Genomic DNA, 18,551 nt, shown 5'->3' with positions numbered 1-18,551 from the left:
GGCAGTTGGGATCATCGCGCCAGCCATCCGCCGTCGACGGCGAGTACATGGCCCTGGACATAGTCCGAAGCCGAGGACGCAAGGAACACCGCGGCGCCGCCGAGGTCGCCCGGATCACCCCAGCGCCCGGCGGGAATGCGCTCGACGATCTGGCGATTGCGGTTCTCGTCGGACTGGAGCGCCGTCGTGTTGTTGGTGGCGATATAGCCCGGGGCGATCGCGTTGACGTTGATGCCCTTGGCCGCCCATTCGCAGGCGAGCAGCTTGGTGAGACCGGCAACGCCGGACTTGGACGCGGTATAGCTCGGCACGCGGATGCCGCCCTGGAAGCTCAGCATTGAGGCGATGTTGATGATCTTGCCGCGGCCCTGCGCCGCCATGTGGCGGCCGGCGGCCTGGCATAGGAAGAACACCGATTTGAGATTGGTGTCGATCACGGCGTCCCAGTCTTCCTCGGTGAAGTCGAGGCTGTCGTTGCGGCGGATGATCCCAGCATTGTTGACCAGGATGTCGAGCCCGCCGAGCTTTTCCACAGTTTCGTCCACAACTCGGCCCACAGGCTCGATCGACGAAAGGTCGGCGGAGATGATCTCGGCCTCCACGCCGAGCGCGCGGGCCTTTTCGACGGTCTCGGTCGCGGCCGATCGACCGACTGCGGCGATGCTGGCGCCTGCGCCGGCGAGCGCGAGCGCAATGCCCTGGCCGATGCCGGTGTTCGCGCCGGTGACGATGGCGACCTTGCCGGTCAGGTCGAAGGGATTGGTCATTTCTCAACTCCCCCCTCCCTTTCAGGGAGGGGCTGGGGGTGGGTAGCGGCGGCGGAGGCTCGATGCCTCCGTCGGCGCTTTTCAGGGATGGTGCAGGAAGGGCTCGCTTCGCTCGCACCCACCCCCAACCCCTCCCTTTCAGGGAGGGGGGTCGCGTCGTTTACGCCAGCTGGCAGATGTCCAGCACGTTCATGTCGGTATAATCCTGGTTCTCGCCGGCCATCGCCCAGATAAAGGCATAGGCCTTGGTGCCCGAGCCCATGTGGATCGACCAGGGGGGCGAGATCACCGCTTCCTCGTTGCCCATCACGATGTGCCGCATCGCTTCGCCTTCGCCCATGTAATGGAAGACGCGGTCGCTGGGGCCGTCGAGCTCGAAGTAGAAGTAGATTTCGCTGCGGCGCTCATGGATGTGCGGAGGCATCGTGTTCCACACCGAGCCCGGCTTGAGCACGGTGAGGCCCATCACCAGCTGCGCGCTGTCGCAAACGCCCGGGATGACGAGCTGAAAAATCGTGCGCTCGTTGGATTCTTCGAGGCTGCCGCGCTCGAGCGCATTGGCGTCGGCAATCGACAACTTGCGCGTCTGGAACGCCTTATGCGCGGGGCACGAAGCCAGATAGAAGCGCGCGCCGTCGCCCGAAAACTGGACGTCCTTCGCGCCCATGGTGACGTAGAGGCAGTCCTTGTTGCCCAGCGTGAAGGTCTCGCCGTCGACTGTGACGGTGCCTTCGACCGACGAGACGTTGACCACTGCCAGCTCGCGGCGCTCGAGGAAGGGATGGCCCGCGGCCGAGGCCGGCTCGGTCTGGTCGGGGAGCTTGACGCTGCCCGATGCCACCGCAACGCCGCCGATCACGAACCGGTCGGCATGGGTGTAGTTGAGCACGCACTCACCGTCGCGGAACAAGCCGTCGATCAGGTAGCGGTCGCGCAGTTCCTCGTTCGAGACGCATTCCATCATGTCGGGATGCGTGGCGTAATAGGTGCGGTCGAACATGGGATACTCCGTTGGTTTGATTTCAGGCTGCGGCGGCGACGGGCGCCGGCGCGGATTGGTCGAGCTTATAGGCTTTGCGCACGAGCCCGTTGGTCAGCTGATGGGCAAGGTCGAAGGCTTCCCAGTCGAGCAGCCGCCCTTCGGCGACGAGCTGTCCGAGAAAGCCGCAATCGATCCGGCGGGCGACGTCGTGGCGCGCGGGGATCGACAGGAAGGCACGCGTGTCGTCGTTGAAGCCGACGGTGTTGTAGAAGCCCGCAGTCTCGGTGACTTGCTCGCGGAAGCGGCGCATCCCCTCAGGGCTGTCGTGGAACCACCAGCTCGGGCCCAGCTTGAGGCACGGATAATGCCCGGCCAGCGGCGCGAGCTCGCGGGCGTAGACGGTCTCGTCTAGCGTGAAGAGGATGATCGAGAGATCGGTCGAGGTGCCGAAACGGTCGAGCAGCGGCTTCAATGCATGGACGTAGTCGGTCTGCATCGGGATGTCCGCGCCTTTGTCGCGGCCATGGCTATCGAACAGTCCGCCATTATGGTTGCGGAAGCTGCCGGGATGGATCTGCATGACCATCCCGTCCTCAACCGACATCGCCGCCATCTCGGTGAGCATCTGCGCGCGGAACAGCTCGGCATCCTGCGGGGTCCAGCTGTCCGACAGGATCGTGCGGAACAGCCGCTCGGCTTCGTCATGCGACAGGTTCGCGGTCTGCGCGGTGGGATGTCCGTGATCGGTCGCGGTGGCGCCCGCGGCGCGGAAATCGGCCCGGCGCTTGCGGTGCGCGGCGAGATAGCCGTCCCATGACCATACATCCTCGCCGGTCTTCTCCGCGAAGACCTTCATCGCGCCGGCGAACTGCTCGTGTTCGACGTCGATCACGGCGTCGGGGCGATAGGTGGTGACCACCCTGCCCTGCCATCCCGACTTGTGGATCGCGTGGTGCGGCGAGAGATCGTCCTGCGGGCCCTCGGTGGTCGCGAGAAACTCGATGCCGAATCGGTCGAACAGCGCGCGCGGCTTGAACGCGTCGCTTGCCAGCTTCTCGTTGATGCGGTCGTAATAGAGGTCGGCAGTCGAGGCATCCAGCGCAACGTCGAAGCCGAACACTTCGGAGAAGACATGGCCGAGCCACATGCTCGACGGCGTGCCGCGGAACAGATGTGTGTTCTCGGCGAAGGTCCGCCATGCCTTGCGCGGATCGGTGCCCGGCATGCCCGCCTTGCTCGGCACGCACAGATCGTCGAGCGCGACGCCCTGCGAATAAAGCATGCGGTAGATATAATGGTCGGGCGACAGCAGCAGCTCGGTGGCGTTCGACCAATTGGCATTGGTCGAGAACCAGGTCGGATCGGTGTGCCCGTGCGGGCTGATGATCGGCAGCCCGGCGACTTCCTTGTAGAGCGCACGCGCGATGTCACGTGTGCGCTCGTCGGACGGAAAAAGCCGGTCGGGATCGAGGTTGAGGGGCTTGGTCATTGCTCTCTCTTACGCTTGCGGCGCCTTCTCGCGGAACAGCGCGTTGGCGACAATCGCAAGGATCGCAATCGCCGCGCACACGCCCAGAATCGTCCAATAGGTGCCGGGCACGAAGCAGGGCGATGCTGGCCCCATCCATACCGGTACGCAGCCCGTGGTGTTCTTGCCCGAAGCGAGGAAGATCACCACGCCGATCAGGCCGACCACCACCGACACGATCACTGCCCAGGGCGTCGAAGGCTGGAAGCGCTCAACCCGGTCGAGCCGCGGCGACAGCAGATGCACCGACAGCACGGCGAGGAAATAGGCCGCGCCGGCGGCGATGAACATCGGCGCATAGCTGCCCACCCGATCGAGGATGTCGCCCGAATATTTGGAGAACAGCGCGCCGCCGATCGCACCCACCGTACCGCCGATGCCGATCACCGCGCCCACGGCGAAGCGCGGGAAGGTGTCCGAGGGCAGCGTGTAGAGATTGGCCGAGAAGCCCTGATGCGCCGCCGCGGCGATGCCGATCAGCAGGACGCTGACCCAGAGATTGTCGACCGAGGTGGCGAACACCACCGGCAGCACGAAGAAGGCGCAGATCAGCATGGTGAGCTTGCGTGCCCGGTTGACGCTCATCCCGCCCTTCATCAGCCGGCCCGAGAGCCAACCCCCGAAGATGCTGCCGACGTCGGAGATCAGATAGATCGCGCCGAGCGCCAGCGCCGCGGTGGGCGTCGACCAGGTCTTGAGGTCGAGGCCATATTGCGCGCCGAGGAAACCCGGCAGCCAGAACAGATAGAACCACCAGATCGGATCGATGAAGAACTTGCCCAGTGCGAACGCCCAGGTCTCGCGCGTGGCAAGCAGGCGGAGCCACAGGCCGGGCGTCTTCACGTCGGGATCGGCGGGATCCTGGGTGATGTGCGCCAGTTCGCTGCTGCTCACCTTGGGATGCGTTGCGGGATCGTCGCGATAGATCGCCAGCCAGGCGATCAGCCACAGCACGCCGAAGATGCCGGTCGAGATGAACACCGTCCGCCAGCTCATCTGGAGGTGCGAGATCATCACATAAACGATCAGCGGCGTCAGGATCGCGCCGACATTGGCGCCCGCGTTGAACAGCCCGATCGCATAGGCGCGTTCCTTTTGTGGGAACCACTGCGCGACCGACTTCACGCCGGCGGGGAAATTGCCCGATTCGCCGATGCCCAGGCTGAACCGCGCCAGCGCGAACTGAGTGACGCTATAGGCGCCGCCATGCGCGACATGCGCGATCGTCCAGACGACGACCGCGACGGCATAGCCGAGCCGCGCGCCGATCGCGTCGACCACCTTGCCGAAGCCGAGATAGCCGATCGCATAGGCGATCTGGAACCAAACCACGACGTCGGCATAGGTCCGCTCGTCCATGTGCAGCGCGGGATCTTCCATCATGATCGGCTTCAAGAGCCCGATCATCTGCCGGTCGATATAATTGATTGCCGTAGCAGCAAACAACAGACCGACAATGACCCAGCGATATCGGCCTATACGGTCAGCGGCGCCGGCTATGGTCGCCCCCCTCGCATCGCTCATTCAGCCTCTCCCAGTCCTGTTTGCCGCTTGAGCCCCGCCCGCGGCTTGGTTGATTGGTTAGCGTTAACCCCCGTCCGAGGGAAGCTTTGGGGTAAGAAGTTTCGCATTTTACGCGTCACTCCCAACATTCGAGACAAATCGCATCGGCTTGCGACCGCCTTCGAGTATCGCCTGATTGGCGTACACGGTGCCGTCGGTGCGGTCCCACAGGCGATCCGCGAGTTCGAGCCAGACCAGCGCCTCGGCAGCGCGGATCGCAGGCTCGCCCGCGATCCGGTCGAGATCCTGCTCGAACGATGCGAAATAGGCCGGCACGCCCTGGAGGCGATCGAGCTGCGCCCGCGCCTCGGCGATGCTCCAGCGGCGGTGGTGGATGCCGGTGTCGATCAGCCCGCGTACGGCGCGGAACAACAGCCAGTGGATATGCCCCAGCTCTTCGAGCGGCGCGTCCCGATAGACTCCGTGGTCGGCCATCAGCTGCTCGGCATGGATCGCCCAGCCCTCGGAGAAGGCGGGCAGATAGGCGATGCGTAGCGGGTGAGCGCCGGCTTCGGTCTCGATCGGCAGCTGGACCATGTGGCCGGGGAGCAGTTCGTGATGGACGACGCTGTGCAGGCTCCAGCGCGGGCGGCGGCGGATCTGCTTCAAATCGACGAAATAAGCACCCGACTGGCCGGCGGTCGGGATCTCGCGGTAGCCTCCCTTCCCCGCCGCCTCCTCGGCACGGGTCATGCGGCGGACGCTGACGTCGAGGCTGGTGCGCGGCACCGGGCCGACCAGCGCGGACAGCGCCCGGCGTGCGTTGTCGAGCCAGCGGTTCATGTCGGCGACTGCGGCATCGCGCCCGGCATCGTCGTCGGAATAGAGCCAGCGCGGATCGGCGAACATCGCCTTGAAGCGATCGCCGACGCTCCCTTTGCCGAAGCCTGCGGCGCGCATCAGCCGGTCGGCACGCGTGCCGAGGCGGGCGACGGTGCGCTCGAACCGGCGGTGCGCCGATTCCGGATCGGTGCGTTCGCCGACATTGCGTTCCAGCAGCAGCGCAAAGGCCTGGGCGCCATTGGCGTGGCGCCATAAACCCGGTTCGGCGGCGCGCGGCAGGCGATATGGGCCTTCCGACTTGCCGCCCGGAACGAGGCGAGTCAGTTGCGAATCTATCGCAATAGACTTGCGAATGGTTCGCAAATCTATGCGCGCCGACAGCGGCAGCGATGCGGCGTCGAAGGCTGCGAGCCGTGCAAGCTGCGCGTCATATCCGGAAATCGCCTCGAGCTCGTCGAGCGCTTCACGCAGCTTCGCCGCATCGCCGGGCCGGGCCGAGGTCGGCAGCGCAGCCAGCGTCGCCGATGCGGCCAGACCGCCCAGGATGCCGCGGCGGCCCAATACAGTCATTGGGTCACCGCAGACAGGGGCACGATGTTATTGCGCAGCGTGACTTCGCGTCGGCCATCGGCGAGCGCGACACGCAGCCGCAGCGTTGCGATCGCGGCACCCGCCGGCACCATGAGGCGCACCTTCGCCGTTTTGGGCATCAGATCCGTCGGTGCCGGGAGCGCCGCGATCTTCATGGAGGCCAGGGTGCGACCCGAGGGTTCCTCCAGGAATAGCGTGCCACCCGGCGCAGCGGCCGAGCCCAGGCTGTGCACTGTTACCGTTACCGCACGCCCCTTCAAGCTGACATCATCGACGCCGATGCCCAGATCGGGACGGATCGAGGGATCCTCGCCCGGTTGCTCGAGCGTGAAATCGAACACCGTCGTCGCGCGCGGGGCGAAGCTGAGTTCGGCAGTGGCGCTGCGTTCGAGCTCCAGCGGGCTGCCCGCGCCGAGGTCTGAACCGTCCGCCTTGGTGCCAGCGCGCGTCGTCCAGCGCCCGGCGGCGACGTTCCAGCTGCTCATCTCGGCGTGTTGGGCGCGATCGCTCATATTATAGGCAATGACGCGGAAATGCTCGCGAGTCGCACCGGGAACGAGGATTGCGACCTGCTCGGCGGCGCCCGGTTCGGCGAAACGCCAACTGACGGTGTGGCCCGGCCAGCTCTGGTTGCGTACCAGCGCGATGCCGCCCAGCCGTTCGCGCTGGAGCAGTTCCTGCGGCATCGACACGCGATCAGACCACCAATGGCCCTGCGTCATCATGTACATGCGGTTGGTCTTCTGGCCGATCGCATCGCGGTGGAGATGGGCAAGCGGCGCGGTGTCGCCATTCTCTTGCCACTGGACATAGCCGCCGAGATCGCCGCGGCCCTTGACCCGGGCAGCCCATTCCCTGCCCTCGGGAAGTGCCGTCAGCGCATTCTCGTTGAATTCGGCGAACAGCGTCGGCGCGCCGGCGACGCGCGACGTGATCGGCGTCAGATATTTGGCGTCGCCGGTGAAGCGCCAGGCCGCCCAGGCAGTCTGGAGTGGGACATTCGCGCCCCCGCCATCGCCCTTGCGCTCGACATCGGTCCGCCAGTTGATTTCATTGGGGAAGCTCCACTTGCCCGAAGCGTCCTGCTTTCCGTGCGCGATCCAGCCGCCGGCGAGCCCGGTTACCAGCCGCCGCGCAGTGGGATCGGCATTATAGAGCCCCATCAGGATCGGAGAGTGCGTGACGACCCAGCTATAGGGCTTCTGCCATTCCCACGGACCTTCGCGGTACATCTTGCGTGCGCCGTACCAGTTGCTGGCGAAGTGCATGTGCCCGGCGGCGTTCGGCAGGATGACGGTGTTCAGGCCCTTCACCGTCGCCAGCATACGCTCGACCGACCTCGGCTCGCCCCAGTTGAGGTAGAGCCGCGCGGCATCGGCGTTCATGCCTTCCTCATACGCGTGGAGCTCGTCGGTGGTGAGCACCCCTAGCCCGTTTTCCATCATGCCGTGCCTGTAGACCGCCTCGGTCAGCGCGCGCAGCGAGGCGTTGATCTTGTCGGGCTCGACTCCCATCAGCGCGAGGCCCGGCCATTGCTGGACGAGATCGACATCGTCCGAGAGCCCGCCGCCGAAATCGCCGAACGGCACCTGGCGATTGTCGATCCACCAGGTGATGAACTCGCGGACCTTGGCAAGATCCTGAAGCTGATACCACGCCCATTCGGGGACGCCCGCCGGCGGCGGCGCAACGGCCACCCGTGGCAGCTTCTCGGGGCTGTAGCCGATGTCCGCCCAGTACCGCCGCCCTTCGGCATGATCGGGATCGACGCGGAGCAGATCGCCGATATCGGCATGGAGACGGCGATACAGGCCCTCGCGATGCGAGGCGGTATGCTCCTCGACAAGGAAGCCCCAATTATCTTTCACCTGATTGAAGCGATCCACGACATGCTCGGCCCTGGCCGCTTCGCGCTCCTTGAAGATCAGGCGGACGTCCATCCCGTTCAGCGACTGCGCGTTGAAATCGGACGCGGCGGAGGCGATCGTCAGATAGAGATTGTCGTTGGTAAGGATACGGTCGCGCAGGTCTAGCCACAGCGTGCGCGCCTCGCCAGGCTTCACCGAGACCGAGACGTCGATCATGTCGCGGCCGGGCCAGATCGGGTCCTTGACGCGGATGTTGAGCGCGATCCTGCCGCTGGCGTCGGGCGCGGCCTTGAGCGCGGGGATGTCGATCGCGACGCCGTCGAGCCCGTCATGGCTGTTCTCCCAGCCATAGTTCCAGGCGCGGGCGATCGGCTTGCCCGGACCGGCAGGGCCGAAGCCTGAGGGGATCAGGACATGGACGATCGGCGCTTCGCTGCCGCTGCGCATTGCCGCACCGGTGGCGGCGGCACTGCCCGCGGCGGGCGCGGCGCTGCGTGCCCCCGCCGGCAGCGCGAGCACGGTGCTGCGCTCGTCGGCCGGATAGCGCCCCGCGATGAAGGCATTGAGATCCTTGAGCCCGGCGAGATCTGCTGCGGCGGAAGCATCGACGGTGTAGCTGAGCTTGTACGTCCCCTTGGGCTCGGCGCCGTCGGCAAAATTATACGCCCAGACCTCCTGGATCGGCTGTTCCTGCGCGATGTTGGTGAAGCGCAGCGTGCCGCCGGTACGGGGCGCGATCTGATCGACACTGCGGACGACGCCCTTGGGCCGCTTTGCCAGCGATACGAAGCGGTCGCCGTCGGCGCTCCAGGCGAGATCGCCATAGGCGGCACCGCGGATTTCCACGCGGTTGAACGGCTCGTCCGCGGGCAGGCGCAGGCTGTAGGTCTTGCCGCCGTCGACATAGACGTTCCAGTCGGGAAGGTCGAAATAGTCGCTGCGACCGGGGAGCCGCGAACGATTATAGACGCCGGGCCAGGTCGTCTCGGCGATGCCATCGACGCCTTTCCACATCCATTGCTTGAGATCCTTGGCGTCGGCGAACTCGAGCTTGCGGATGCTGGTGGATTGCGCGGCGAGCAAGGGCGGCGCGCCGCGGTCCCAGCCGAAGCGGTGGAGCCAGGCGGCGCGATCGAACTTTGTCGAGGCCTTTGCAGTGGGCTCGGCGCCGGCGGCGAGCTGGGCGACCGCGGCGGCATCGAGCAACTGGTCGTAGACGCGAACTTCGTCGAAATCGCTGCCGCGGGTGAAATTATAGCGGCTCTGGACCTGGTGCGGCGAGAGTACGCGCGCGGCAAGACCGAACTGATCGAGCCCGGCGTCGAGATCGGCACGCGTCTTGTCCTTGGCCACCAGCTTGCCGTCGACGAACAGGCGTACGCCGTCCGCTTCGTCCCAACCAAAGGCGATATGGTGCCAGGCGTCGGGCGGGGGAAGCGGGTCCATCCGCCACGACACCCGAATGCGCGACAGGTTCGCGTCGGTGACGAAGGCATCGAAGCCGTGACCGTTCCAGTCGATGCGCAGGAACGCCATGTCCCAGCTCGAATGGTCGGCAAAGGCAGTGCGGAACAGCACGAACGGCGCCTCGCCCACCGGCTCGCGGGCGCGCCAGAAGAAGGAAAGCGTGCCGCGCTGGGCAAGCATGTTTCCCGGCGCGGACCAGGCGAGATAGCCGTCGTCGGGCCAGCGGATCGCGCCGCCATGCGCGCCGTCCGGCACGATCGACATGCCGTTCTGGAAATTGGGCTCGGCATCGCCCTTGGCGACTTCGGCAGCAAAACCCTTGTCGCCACTCGCGCGGAACAACAATTCCTGCGCCGACGCCGCGGGAGTCAGCGCGCTGGCGGCCGCGAGCGCCAGCAGCGCGCACGTGCCTCTTTTCATGCGAACCCGGGGGTCGGCAGCGGCCGTTTTTGCCCCTGCACGCGCCTCAACCATGCTCTCTCCACTCGTATTTTTTCCGCCTTCTTACGAAGCGGTGATCGTGCACTTCACTTCGAAACCTTCGCCGAACCCGCATTCTACCTCGTCGCCCGGCGTGACCGGATGGACGCCGGTAACCGCGCCGCTGGACACCCATTGCCCCGCTTCGAGCGCGATGCCGCGCGCGGCCATCAGCTCGAGCAGGAAGCGCACTGCGCCGACCGGACCGTCGAGCATGGTCTCGGCCGTCGCCGCGCCGATCCGCTCGCCATTGATATCGAGCGTGACCGGCCAGGCGTTGATGTTGGCGGTGCGCCAGTCCTTGATCTCGGGGCCGATGACCAAGCCGTTATTATTGCCATAGTCGGAGATCGTCACGGTGGGGCCATACTCGTTGATCCCCTGAAACGGCGAGCTGGCGATCTCGATGCCGACATGGACCGCATCGACCAGGTCGGCGGCTTCCGCTTCGGTAAAGCTGGTCTTGCCCGCGGGCGGCGTCGTACGGATACGCAGCAGGAACTCGGCCTCGGCGGCGCCGAAGCCCTCACCGAAGATCGACATCTCCAGGCCCTCGCGCGCATCGACGATGCTGTCGCTGAAGATCGGGCCGGCAAGCCGATCGACGCCATCGCGCGGCGGATTGATCCGGCCGACCTTCCAGCCGCCGATCTTGCGGCCGTCGAACGCGATCGCATGGTCCTGCACGGCATAGGCATCGGCAAGCGCCTCGGGGATCGCACCGGGAAATTCTGAAAGCCCGCGGCTCTCGCGGCGCGCCTCGACGAACGTCTCCGCGATCCGGCGTGCTTCATCGGCAAATTGTACGGATCCCACCAGGCCCCTTCCTCTCACATACGCGTTTTGCGTGAAGTAGGGGAAACCGGTGTCAGTGGCAATCGTCTAAGCGGCGACACACGGTAATTTTACGTGAACAAGCCGGTTGCCGTTCAGAGCGTGACCCCACGCTTCCAGAAGGCGATCTCGCGTTCGCCGTTGCGCTCGGCGGCAGTCTCGGCACCCGAGGCGATCGCGACGATGCGGTCGATCAGCGCTTCTTCAGCGGCCTCGAACCCGTCGGTGAGCACCTGGCCAGCGTCGAAGTCGATCCAGTTGGGCTTGCGGGCGGCGAGATCGCTGTTCGAGGCGATCTTGACCGTCGGCACCGGGAAGCCGAGCGGAGTGCCGCGGCCGGTGGTGAACAGGATCACGGTGGCGCCCGCCGCGGCGAGCGCAGTCGAGGACACCGCGTCGTTGCCGGGCGCTTCGAGCAGGGTGAGGCCGGTACGCTCTATCCGCTCGCCATAGCGTTTGACGTCGGTGAGCAGCGCGTGGCCCGCTTTCTGAACCGCGCCGAGCGATTTTTCTTCCAGCGTGGTGATGCCGCCGGCGACGTTGCCGGGCGAGGGATTCTCGGAAACCGGCTCGCCATGGCTGAGGAAATAGGTCTTGAAGTCGTTGACCACGCCGACGACGCCGTCGAACACCTCGCGGGTTTCGGCACGGTCCATCAGCATCTGCTCGGCGCCGAATATCTCGGGGATTTCGGTGACGATCGCGCTGCCGCCCGCAGCGGTGACGACGTCGCTCATCCGGCCGACCAGCGGATTTGCGGTAAGGCCCGAGAAACCGTCCGAGCCGCCGCATTTCACCCCGAGCACGAGCTTGTCGAGGCCGACCGGCTGGCGCTTCGTCTTCGCGGCTTCAGCGGCGAGTTCGGCGACTGCGGCCAGGCCTTCCTCGAATTCGTCGGCCGAATTTTGCGCGACGATCGTGCGGATGCGCGCGCGATGGCTCTCGGGCAGTTCCTGGAGCAGGCGCGAGAGCTGGTTCGATTCGCAGCCCAGCCCGATCAGTAGCACGCCGCCGGCATTGGGATGCGCGGCGAGCGCGGCGAGCATGTTGCGGGTGGCGCTCAAATCGTCGCCGAGCTGCGAGCAGCCATAGGGATGCGCGAAGGCGTGGACGCCATCGACTTCGCCCGCATGGCGGGGGCTGGCTGCGGCGGCGATGCGCTCGGCGGTGCGGCCGACACAGCCGACGCTGGGCAATATCCAGATCTCGTTGCGCGTCCCGACCCGGCCGTCTTCGCGGACATAGCCGAGGAAGGTGCGTCCGCCCGACGTCGGCGCGCGCGGATCGGCATGGGGTTCGTAGCGATAGTCGAGCGTGCCCGAGAGGCCCGTCGCGAGATTGTGGCTGTGGACGTGATCGCCCGCCTGGATCGCCGCGGTGGCGCGGCCGATCGGGAAGCCGAACTTCACGATGTTCTCGCCCGCCGCGATATCGCGCAGCGCGATCTTGTGGCCCTTGGGAATATCGGCGCGCGCGACGATCGGGGCGCCGCCGGCATCGATCATGTCGCCCGCCGCAGCAGCTTCGAGCAGGGTGGCGACATGGTCGCTGGAATGGATTTTCAGGGCAGTGGTCATGCGCGTTCCGGGGCGCCCGTGCGCCGCTGGCTATGTGGGTCGAAACGACCGGCGACGCAACCGTCGTTGCCAACACATCTGACACCGGTTACCCGATCGACCGACGATAAAGGCGAGGGAGAGAGCGCGATGATCAACCGCCGCACGCTGATCGGTGCCGCGTCCGCAACCTTGATTCCAGGCCATGCGTGGGGGCAGTCCACTGCCCCGGTCCGCACGCCCGCGGGCGCGCTCCAGGGGACGACCGAAGGCGGTATGCGGGTGTTTCGCGGCATCTGCTACGGGCGCGCCGAACGCTTCAGGGCGCCGGTCCCCGTCCCTGCGCAGACTGGGATACAGCGCGCAGACGCGTTCGGTCCGGTCGCGCCGCAATCGGGCGGCCGCTATGGCGCGCAGTCCGAGGACTGCCTGTTCCTCAACATCTGGACCGCCGACGCCCGCCCGACCGCGCGCAAGCCGGTGATGCTCTACATCCATGGCGGCGCGTATTCTGGCGGCAGCGTCACCGATCCGCTCAACGACGGACAGGTGCTCGCGGCACGCGGCGACGTAGTGGTGGTGACGGTCAACCACCGGCTCAATGCGTTCGGCTATCTCTACCTCGCCCGGCTCGATCCGCGCTTCGCCGACAGCGGCAATCTCGGCCAGCTCGACCTGATCCTCGCGCTGCGCTGGGTGCGCGACAATATCGCGGCGTTCGGGGGCGATCCGAACCGAGTGATGGTGTTCGGCCAGTCCGGCGGCGGCGCCAAGATCGCGACGATGATGGGGATGCCCGCTGCCAAAGGCCTGTTCCACCGCGCGGCGACGATGAGCGGACAGCAAGTCACCGCGTCCGGCCCGCTTAACGCGACGGCACGGACACGCGCCTATCTCGGCAAGCTTGGAGTCAGGGAAAACGACCTCGACGCGCTGCTGGCGATGCCGCGGGAGAAACTGATCGAAGGCCTTGCGGCAGTCGATCCGATCCTGGGCGGCGGCGTCTATTTCGGGCCGGTGCTCGACATGAAGTGGCTGACTCGCCACCCCTTCTGGCCCGACGCCATTCCGCAGTCGAACGCCATCCCGATGCTGCTCGGCAACACGCATGACGAGACGCGCGCATTCGTCGCCCCCGGTTCGGCCAAGATGCGCGACCTGGGCTGGGACAATATTGCCGAGCGGATCGCGCCCGAATTGCGCATCGATATCCTGCCCGAATGGGTCATCGCCGAATATCGCGCGCGCTTCCCCAACTGGAGCCCCGAGCAGGTTTTTTACGACGCCACCACCTGCGGGCGGAGCTGGCGCGGCCAGGTGATCGAGGCCGAGGAGCGCGCCAAGGCCGGCGCACCCGGCTGGGTCTACCAACTCGATTTCGGCTCGCGCACCGATCCGCGGCGCGGCGCCTTCCACTCGCTCGACATCGCGCTCGTGTTCGGAACGCTCGGCGCCGAAGGCTCGCAGACCGGCACCGCTGCCGATGCGCGCGCGGCTTCGAAAGCGATGCAGGACGGCTTCGTCGCCTTTGCCAGGACCGGCGACCCCAATCACGCCGGCTTGCCACGCTGGCCGCGCTACGGCCTCGACAAGCGCGCGACGATGGTCTTCGATGTGCGCAGCCGCATCGAGAACGACCCGCGCAAATGGCAGCGCGAGCTGTTCGCGCGCGTGCCCTATATCCAGCCCGGCACCTGAAGCCGGCTTTCGAGAGGTTGCCCGGATGAAGTTCGATCGCCGTACCGCGTTGCTCGCAGCCCTTGCCACGCCGATCGCGGCAAGCGCGCAGACCGCGCCGCCCAGGGGGGACAAGCCGCTACCCGGCGGGCTCGCCGATCCGAGCGAGACGATCGACCTCTGGCCCAGGGGCGTGCCCGGCAAGCCCGCCAAGCCGCCGGTCGAGAAAGTGGACGAGCGCAGCACCAATGCGATGCTCACCGATCGTTCGGTGAGCGGCGTCGCCAATCCGCGGATGGCCGTGTTTCGCCCGCGCGTCGCCAATGGCGCGTCGGTGCTGATCATGCCCGGCGGCGGCTATTCGCGGATCGTGCTAGATCATGAAGGCTATGTGCTGGCGCGCTGGCTCGCGGCGCAGGGCTTCACGGCCTATGTGCTGTTCTATCGCCTGCCCGGCGACGGCTGGAAGGCGGGGCCGGACGTCGCGCTGTCCGACGCGCAGCGGGCGATGCGGCTGATCCGCGCGCGCGCGATCCGTGACGCGCTCGATCCCGAGCGGGTCGCGGCGATCGGCTTCTCGGCAGGCGGGCATCTCTGCGCCGACCTCGCGACGCGGCACGCCGCCAAGACCTATGACCCGGTCGACGCGGCCGACAGGCTCGGCACGCGGCCGTTCGTGGCTGCGCCGATCTATCCGGTGATCTCGATGAGCGCGCCCGACGCGCATATGGGCTCGCGCAAACAGCTGATCGGCGAGAATGCGAGCCCGGCGCTGGAGGCCGCGCACGCCCCGCACCGCAATGTCGACAAGACCACGCCGCCGATCTTCCTGGCCCATGCCGAGGACGACGATGTCGTGCCCGTGGAGAACAGCCTGTTGCTGCGCGCCGCACTCAAGGCGGCGGGCGTACCGGTGGAGACGCATCTGTTCACCCATGGCGGGCATGGCTTCGGGATGACGCGCGCGGTGGGCAAGCCGGCGGGGGAATGGCCCGAACTGTTCCTGACCTGGGCGCGCAGCCAGGGTCTGGCGTAACAACCGCCACCTCCCCCGTTCGTGCTGAGCTTGTCGAAGCACCGTTCTTCTTCACCCGATGGCGACAAGAACGGCCCTTCGACAGGCTCAGGGCGAACGGAAGAGAGGGCGCCCCTCAATAATTGAATCGTAGCCCGACCAGGAACTCGCGGCCGGTGTGGTGGTACACCGACAGCAGGTCACCCGGCTCGATATACTGGTCCTGATACTGGTCGGTCAGGTTCACCGCCTCCAGCGACAGCTTGAGGTTGTTCATCAGCGTGAACTGGATCGACGCGTCGAGATTGAACGTCTTGTGCGTGCCCTGCACCGTGGTGCCCAGCTCGGTGCCCGGCACCGTCGTGAGATAGTCGCTGCGATAGGCGGCCGAGACGCGCGCGCTCAGGAACTTGTCCTCATAATAGAGCGTCCCGTTCGCCGATTGCTTCGACAGGTTGAGCAAAGGCGCCGTCACCACCACCGCGCCCGCGCCGTTGAGGTAATTGATGTCCGAGGTGACGCGCGTGTAGTTGAGCAGCACGCCGCTGTTGCTCAGAAACCCCGGCAGGAAGCGCAGCGGCTGCTGGTAATTGATTTCGAAACCGCGCAGCCGGCCGCCCGGCGTGTTCGCCGGCGCGTTGAACGTCCAGTTGTTGCTCGCCGGGTTGCAGGTCGTGGGATAAAGCGAGCCGCAGGCGGCGATCGCCAGCGTATCAGGCAACCCGAACGGATTGCTGCTGAACGTACCGGTCGAGCTCAAGGTCTGGACGAAGGTCGAGATGTCCTTCTGGAACAGCGCCACCGACAGCAGCGCACCCCGCGCGAAATACCATTCGAAGGCCAGGTCGTAGGTCGCGGCGCGGAACGGCTCGAGCTGCGGATTGCCGACCGCTACGGTGCGGTTGGCGCCTGAGACGGTGATCGACACGCCCGGCGTGAGATTGCCGAGGTTTGGCCGCGCCATCACCTGCGCCGCCGCCGCGCGGATCACGAAATTGTCGGTCGGCTCGATGACGAGGTTGGCCGAGGGCAGCCAGTCCTCATATTTCTGGCTCGACACGACTTCGCGCACCGCCCCGCCGACAAAGCCGAACCCGGTCGATTTCTGGTCGGTCTCGACATAGCGCACGCCGACATTGCCGCGCACCATCACGCCATCGAAGTCATGCTTGAAGTCGGCCTGGAAATAGGCGCTCAGATCCTTCTCCCGGATCTGCGAATTGTTGCCGAGTGCAGGCTCGGGCCCGAGCCGGAAGGCGCCCCCATAGGCCGCGGGGTCGCGCAGGCTGAGTAGCGACTCCGCCACATGGTAATTCGGCGCGAGGAAGGACTGGCCCATGATCGCGATCGTCTGGCTGTAGCCGGCCAGCGGGATCGCAGCGATCGCCGCGGGGATCGTCGTCTCCTGGTTCGACGTGGTGCCGTTGGTGCGGCGAAGCTCGCTGGTCTCGAAGTCGTAGCGCTTCCAGGCGGCACCGACCTCCAGCTTGAACTCGTCGTTGACGTCCCATTTCAGCGCCGACTGCGCGGTGCGATATTCGTTCTTGGCGCTCGCCGCGCGCAGGCGGAGCTGGCTGAGCACCCAGCTGGTCGGGCTGGTCAAGTTGGCGGTTCCGAAATTGAAGGTCGGAGCGCGGCCGTCGGTATAGTCATACTGGTAATTATCGACGTTGAACTGATCGAAGGTGATCGTATTCTGCACCGGATTGGTGTGATCGGACACCGAATAGCCGCCCAGCACCGTCCATTCGACATTGCCGAATTTCTGGCTGGCGTTGAGCGTCAGCTGCTTGAACTTGGTGTCGAGCTCGTCGAAGCGATCCTCGACGCGCAGATCGACATCGTTGAACGTGCCCGCGACGAGGATGTTGTTCGCGATCGTCGCCGCCGTGACGTCGGTGTCGGCGATGCCGCAATTGGTGAGGCGCGAGGCCGCTGTGCAGGCGCCGGCCACGCTGAACGATGGGGCCTCGAGATAGAATTCCTCGCGCGTCGCCTTGAAGTCGGCATAGAGCGCATCGAGCGTGATCAGCGTGTCGGGGGTCGGCGCCCACTGCACCGCCGCGGTCGCGCCGAGGCGTTCGGTCTCGTTGATGTAATAGTCGTAGCGCGGGAAGCGCGGGTGAAGCGCGGCGTTGACCGTCGCGCAGCCCGCCGGGGCCGGGGTCACCACCGTGCCGCTCGCCCCGCCGGCGCCGACATTGATGCACGGCGTACCGAGATAGCTCTCGAACCCCGGCGCGAAGGCCGAGCCGCGCGCCCAGCGCACGGTGCTATAGCCCTCTTCGACGGTCTTGCGCTTGGTGAAAGCGAGCGAGGCGAGCACGCCGAAAGTCTCGTCGGCGTTGCGCCACGACCCCATCACCGCGCCGCGTGGGCTCACCTTTTCGGCAAGGTCGTTATAGCTCGCCTGCGCCGAGGCGGCGAAGGTGAAGCCTGGCTTGTAGTCGAACGGATGCGCCGTCTGGAGATCGACCGTGGCGCCGAGCGAGCCTTCTTCGGTCGAGGCCTCGGCGGTCTTGCGCACCGTGATCGAGTTGAAAAGGTCGGAGGCGAAGACGTTGAAGTCGAAGCCGCGACCGCGGTTGGTGCCGCCGCTGGCATCGGCACCGCCGGCAGTGGTCAGCGCTTCCATGCCGTTGATGCGGACGCGGGTGAACTGGGGGCCGAGGCCGCGCACCGAGATCGTCCGCCCCTCGCCGCCATCGCGGGCGAGCGCGACACCGGGCACGCGCTGGATCGACTCAGAGAGATTGAGATCGGGGAATTTGCCGATGTCCTCGGCGAGAATCATGTCGACCGAACCGGTCTCTTCTTTCTTGGCGTCGAGCGCTTTGGCCAGGCTGCCGCGAAAGCCCGTGACGACGATGTCGTCGCCGCTCTGGACGGGGTCTGCCGTCTCGTCCTGCGCAGCCGCCGGGTCGGCCGCGGGAATGCCGGCGCCGCTGGTCTGCGCGGAAGCGCCGCCCGCCATGACCAAAGCGATCGCGACAACTGCCACCGAGGCGCCGTTGCGCCACATCGAATGCGTGAGTCCCACCTTCATATTTGCCTCCTCTGCCTGATTCATCCGGACCACTCTGCGGAGGTTCCGGGCACACGGCATCGCAGCCCGAAAATGCGCATGAGCGCAGGACCGGGAATGCCGCTTGTCTACTGACGACTCACTACATCCAGCGAACGGAAACCGGTGTCAATAGATTGGCTGGGCCATCAGGATGACAACCATCAAGCCCTGTTGCTTGCCAGCAACACATGAATATCGGAAATAATATCTCATTATGTGGTATCTGCTACCCGAAGACAACGAGATGAATGGGTTACCGGTGTCAGAACGTCTCTTCTCCTGATCCGGTGCGATCCGGATCGAGAGCAAAATGACCTGTGCTTGAATCACGCACTTCGTCGTTCGGACTAAGCTTGTCGAAGGCCGCCTCTCT

The 18,551-nt window shown here is 66.0% G+C and carries 10 protein-coding genes and 1 pseudogene; 2 read left to right on the top strand and 9 right to left on the bottom strand.

Annotated elements, in window-relative coordinates; translation table 11 throughout:
* Positions 1-11: 11 nt before the first annotated feature.
* The 8 genes and pseudogenes from kduD to BXU08_RS00480 form a co-directional block, all read right to left on the bottom strand.
* Complete coding sequence (gene kduD, locus BXU08_RS00515; RefSeq protein WP_077507560.1) at positions 12-767, bottom strand: 2-dehydro-3-deoxy-D-gluconate 5-dehydrogenase KduD; 756 nt, start codon at positions 765-767, stop codon at positions 12-14.
* Positions 768-927: 160 nt separating this feature from the next.
* Positions 928-1,767, bottom strand: coding sequence for a 5-dehydro-4-deoxy-D-glucuronate isomerase (gene kduI, locus BXU08_RS00510; RefSeq protein WP_077507557.1), 840 nt, complete (start codon positions 1,765-1,767; stop codon positions 928-930).
* 22 nt (positions 1,768-1,789) lie between these two features.
* On the bottom strand, positions 1,790-3,238 hold the full coding sequence (gene uxaC, locus BXU08_RS00505) for a glucuronate isomerase (protein ID WP_077507554.1): 1,449 nt from the start codon (positions 3,236-3,238) through the stop codon (positions 1,790-1,792).
* Positions 3,239-3,487: 249 nt separating this feature from the next.
* Positions 3,488-4,801: pseudogene (locus tag BXU08_RS00500) on the bottom strand (MFS transporter); the annotation flags it as partial.
* 108 nt (positions 4,802-4,909) lie between these two features.
* Complete coding sequence (locus tag BXU08_RS00495) at positions 4,910-6,193, bottom strand: DUF885 family protein (RefSeq protein ID WP_077507549.1); 1,284 nt, start codon at positions 6,191-6,193, stop codon at positions 4,910-4,912.
* On the bottom strand, positions 6,190-9,969 hold the full coding sequence (locus BXU08_RS00490) for a LamG-like jellyroll fold domain-containing protein (protein WP_077507546.1): 3,780 nt from the start codon (positions 9,967-9,969) through the stop codon (positions 6,190-6,192). Before BXU08_RS00490 ends, BXU08_RS00495 begins: the two co-directional genes overlap by 4 nt.
* A gap of 84 nt (positions 9,970-10,053) precedes the next feature.
* Entirely contained in the window at positions 10,054-10,845 is a 792-nt protein-coding gene (locus BXU08_RS00485; protein WP_077507544.1) for a 2-keto-4-pentenoate hydratase, read from the bottom strand.
* A 113-nt stretch (positions 10,846-10,958) separates the two neighbouring features.
* On the bottom strand, positions 10,959-12,440 hold the full coding sequence (locus tag BXU08_RS00480) for a UxaA family hydrolase (RefSeq protein WP_077507541.1): 1,482 nt from the start codon (positions 12,438-12,440) through the stop codon (positions 10,959-10,961).
* A gap of 129 nt (positions 12,441-12,569) precedes the next feature.
* Between BXU08_RS00480 and BXU08_RS00475 the strand changes: the two genes are divergently transcribed.
* Together BXU08_RS00475 and BXU08_RS00470 are read left to right on the top strand one after the other, a co-directional pair.
* Positions 12,570-14,117 carry a carboxylesterase/lipase family protein gene (locus BXU08_RS00475; protein WP_077507538.1) on the top strand — a complete coding sequence of 516 codons (1,548 nt, stop codon included), beginning with the start codon at positions 12,570-12,572 and terminating at the stop codon, positions 14,115-14,117.
* A gap of 25 nt (positions 14,118-14,142) precedes the next feature.
* A complete protein-coding gene (locus tag BXU08_RS00470; protein ID WP_077507535.1) occupies positions 14,143-15,132 on the top strand; it encodes an alpha/beta hydrolase in 990 nt (329 codons plus the stop codon).
* Between the two features lie 115 nt (positions 15,133-15,247).
* Here the strand turns inward: BXU08_RS00470 and BXU08_RS00465 are convergent, their stop codons facing one another.
* Positions 15,248-18,157, bottom strand: coding sequence for a TonB-dependent receptor (locus tag BXU08_RS00465; protein ID WP_216352888.1), 2,910 nt, complete (start codon positions 18,155-18,157; stop codon positions 15,248-15,250).
* Positions 18,158-18,551 lie beyond the last annotated feature (394 nt).

This window comes from Sphingomonas sp. LM7 (assembly GCF_002002925.1).
Lineage (GTDB): Bacteria > Pseudomonadota > Alphaproteobacteria > Sphingomonadales > Sphingomonadaceae > Sphingomonas.
This window is presented reverse-complemented; position numbering and strand designations above follow the sequence as displayed.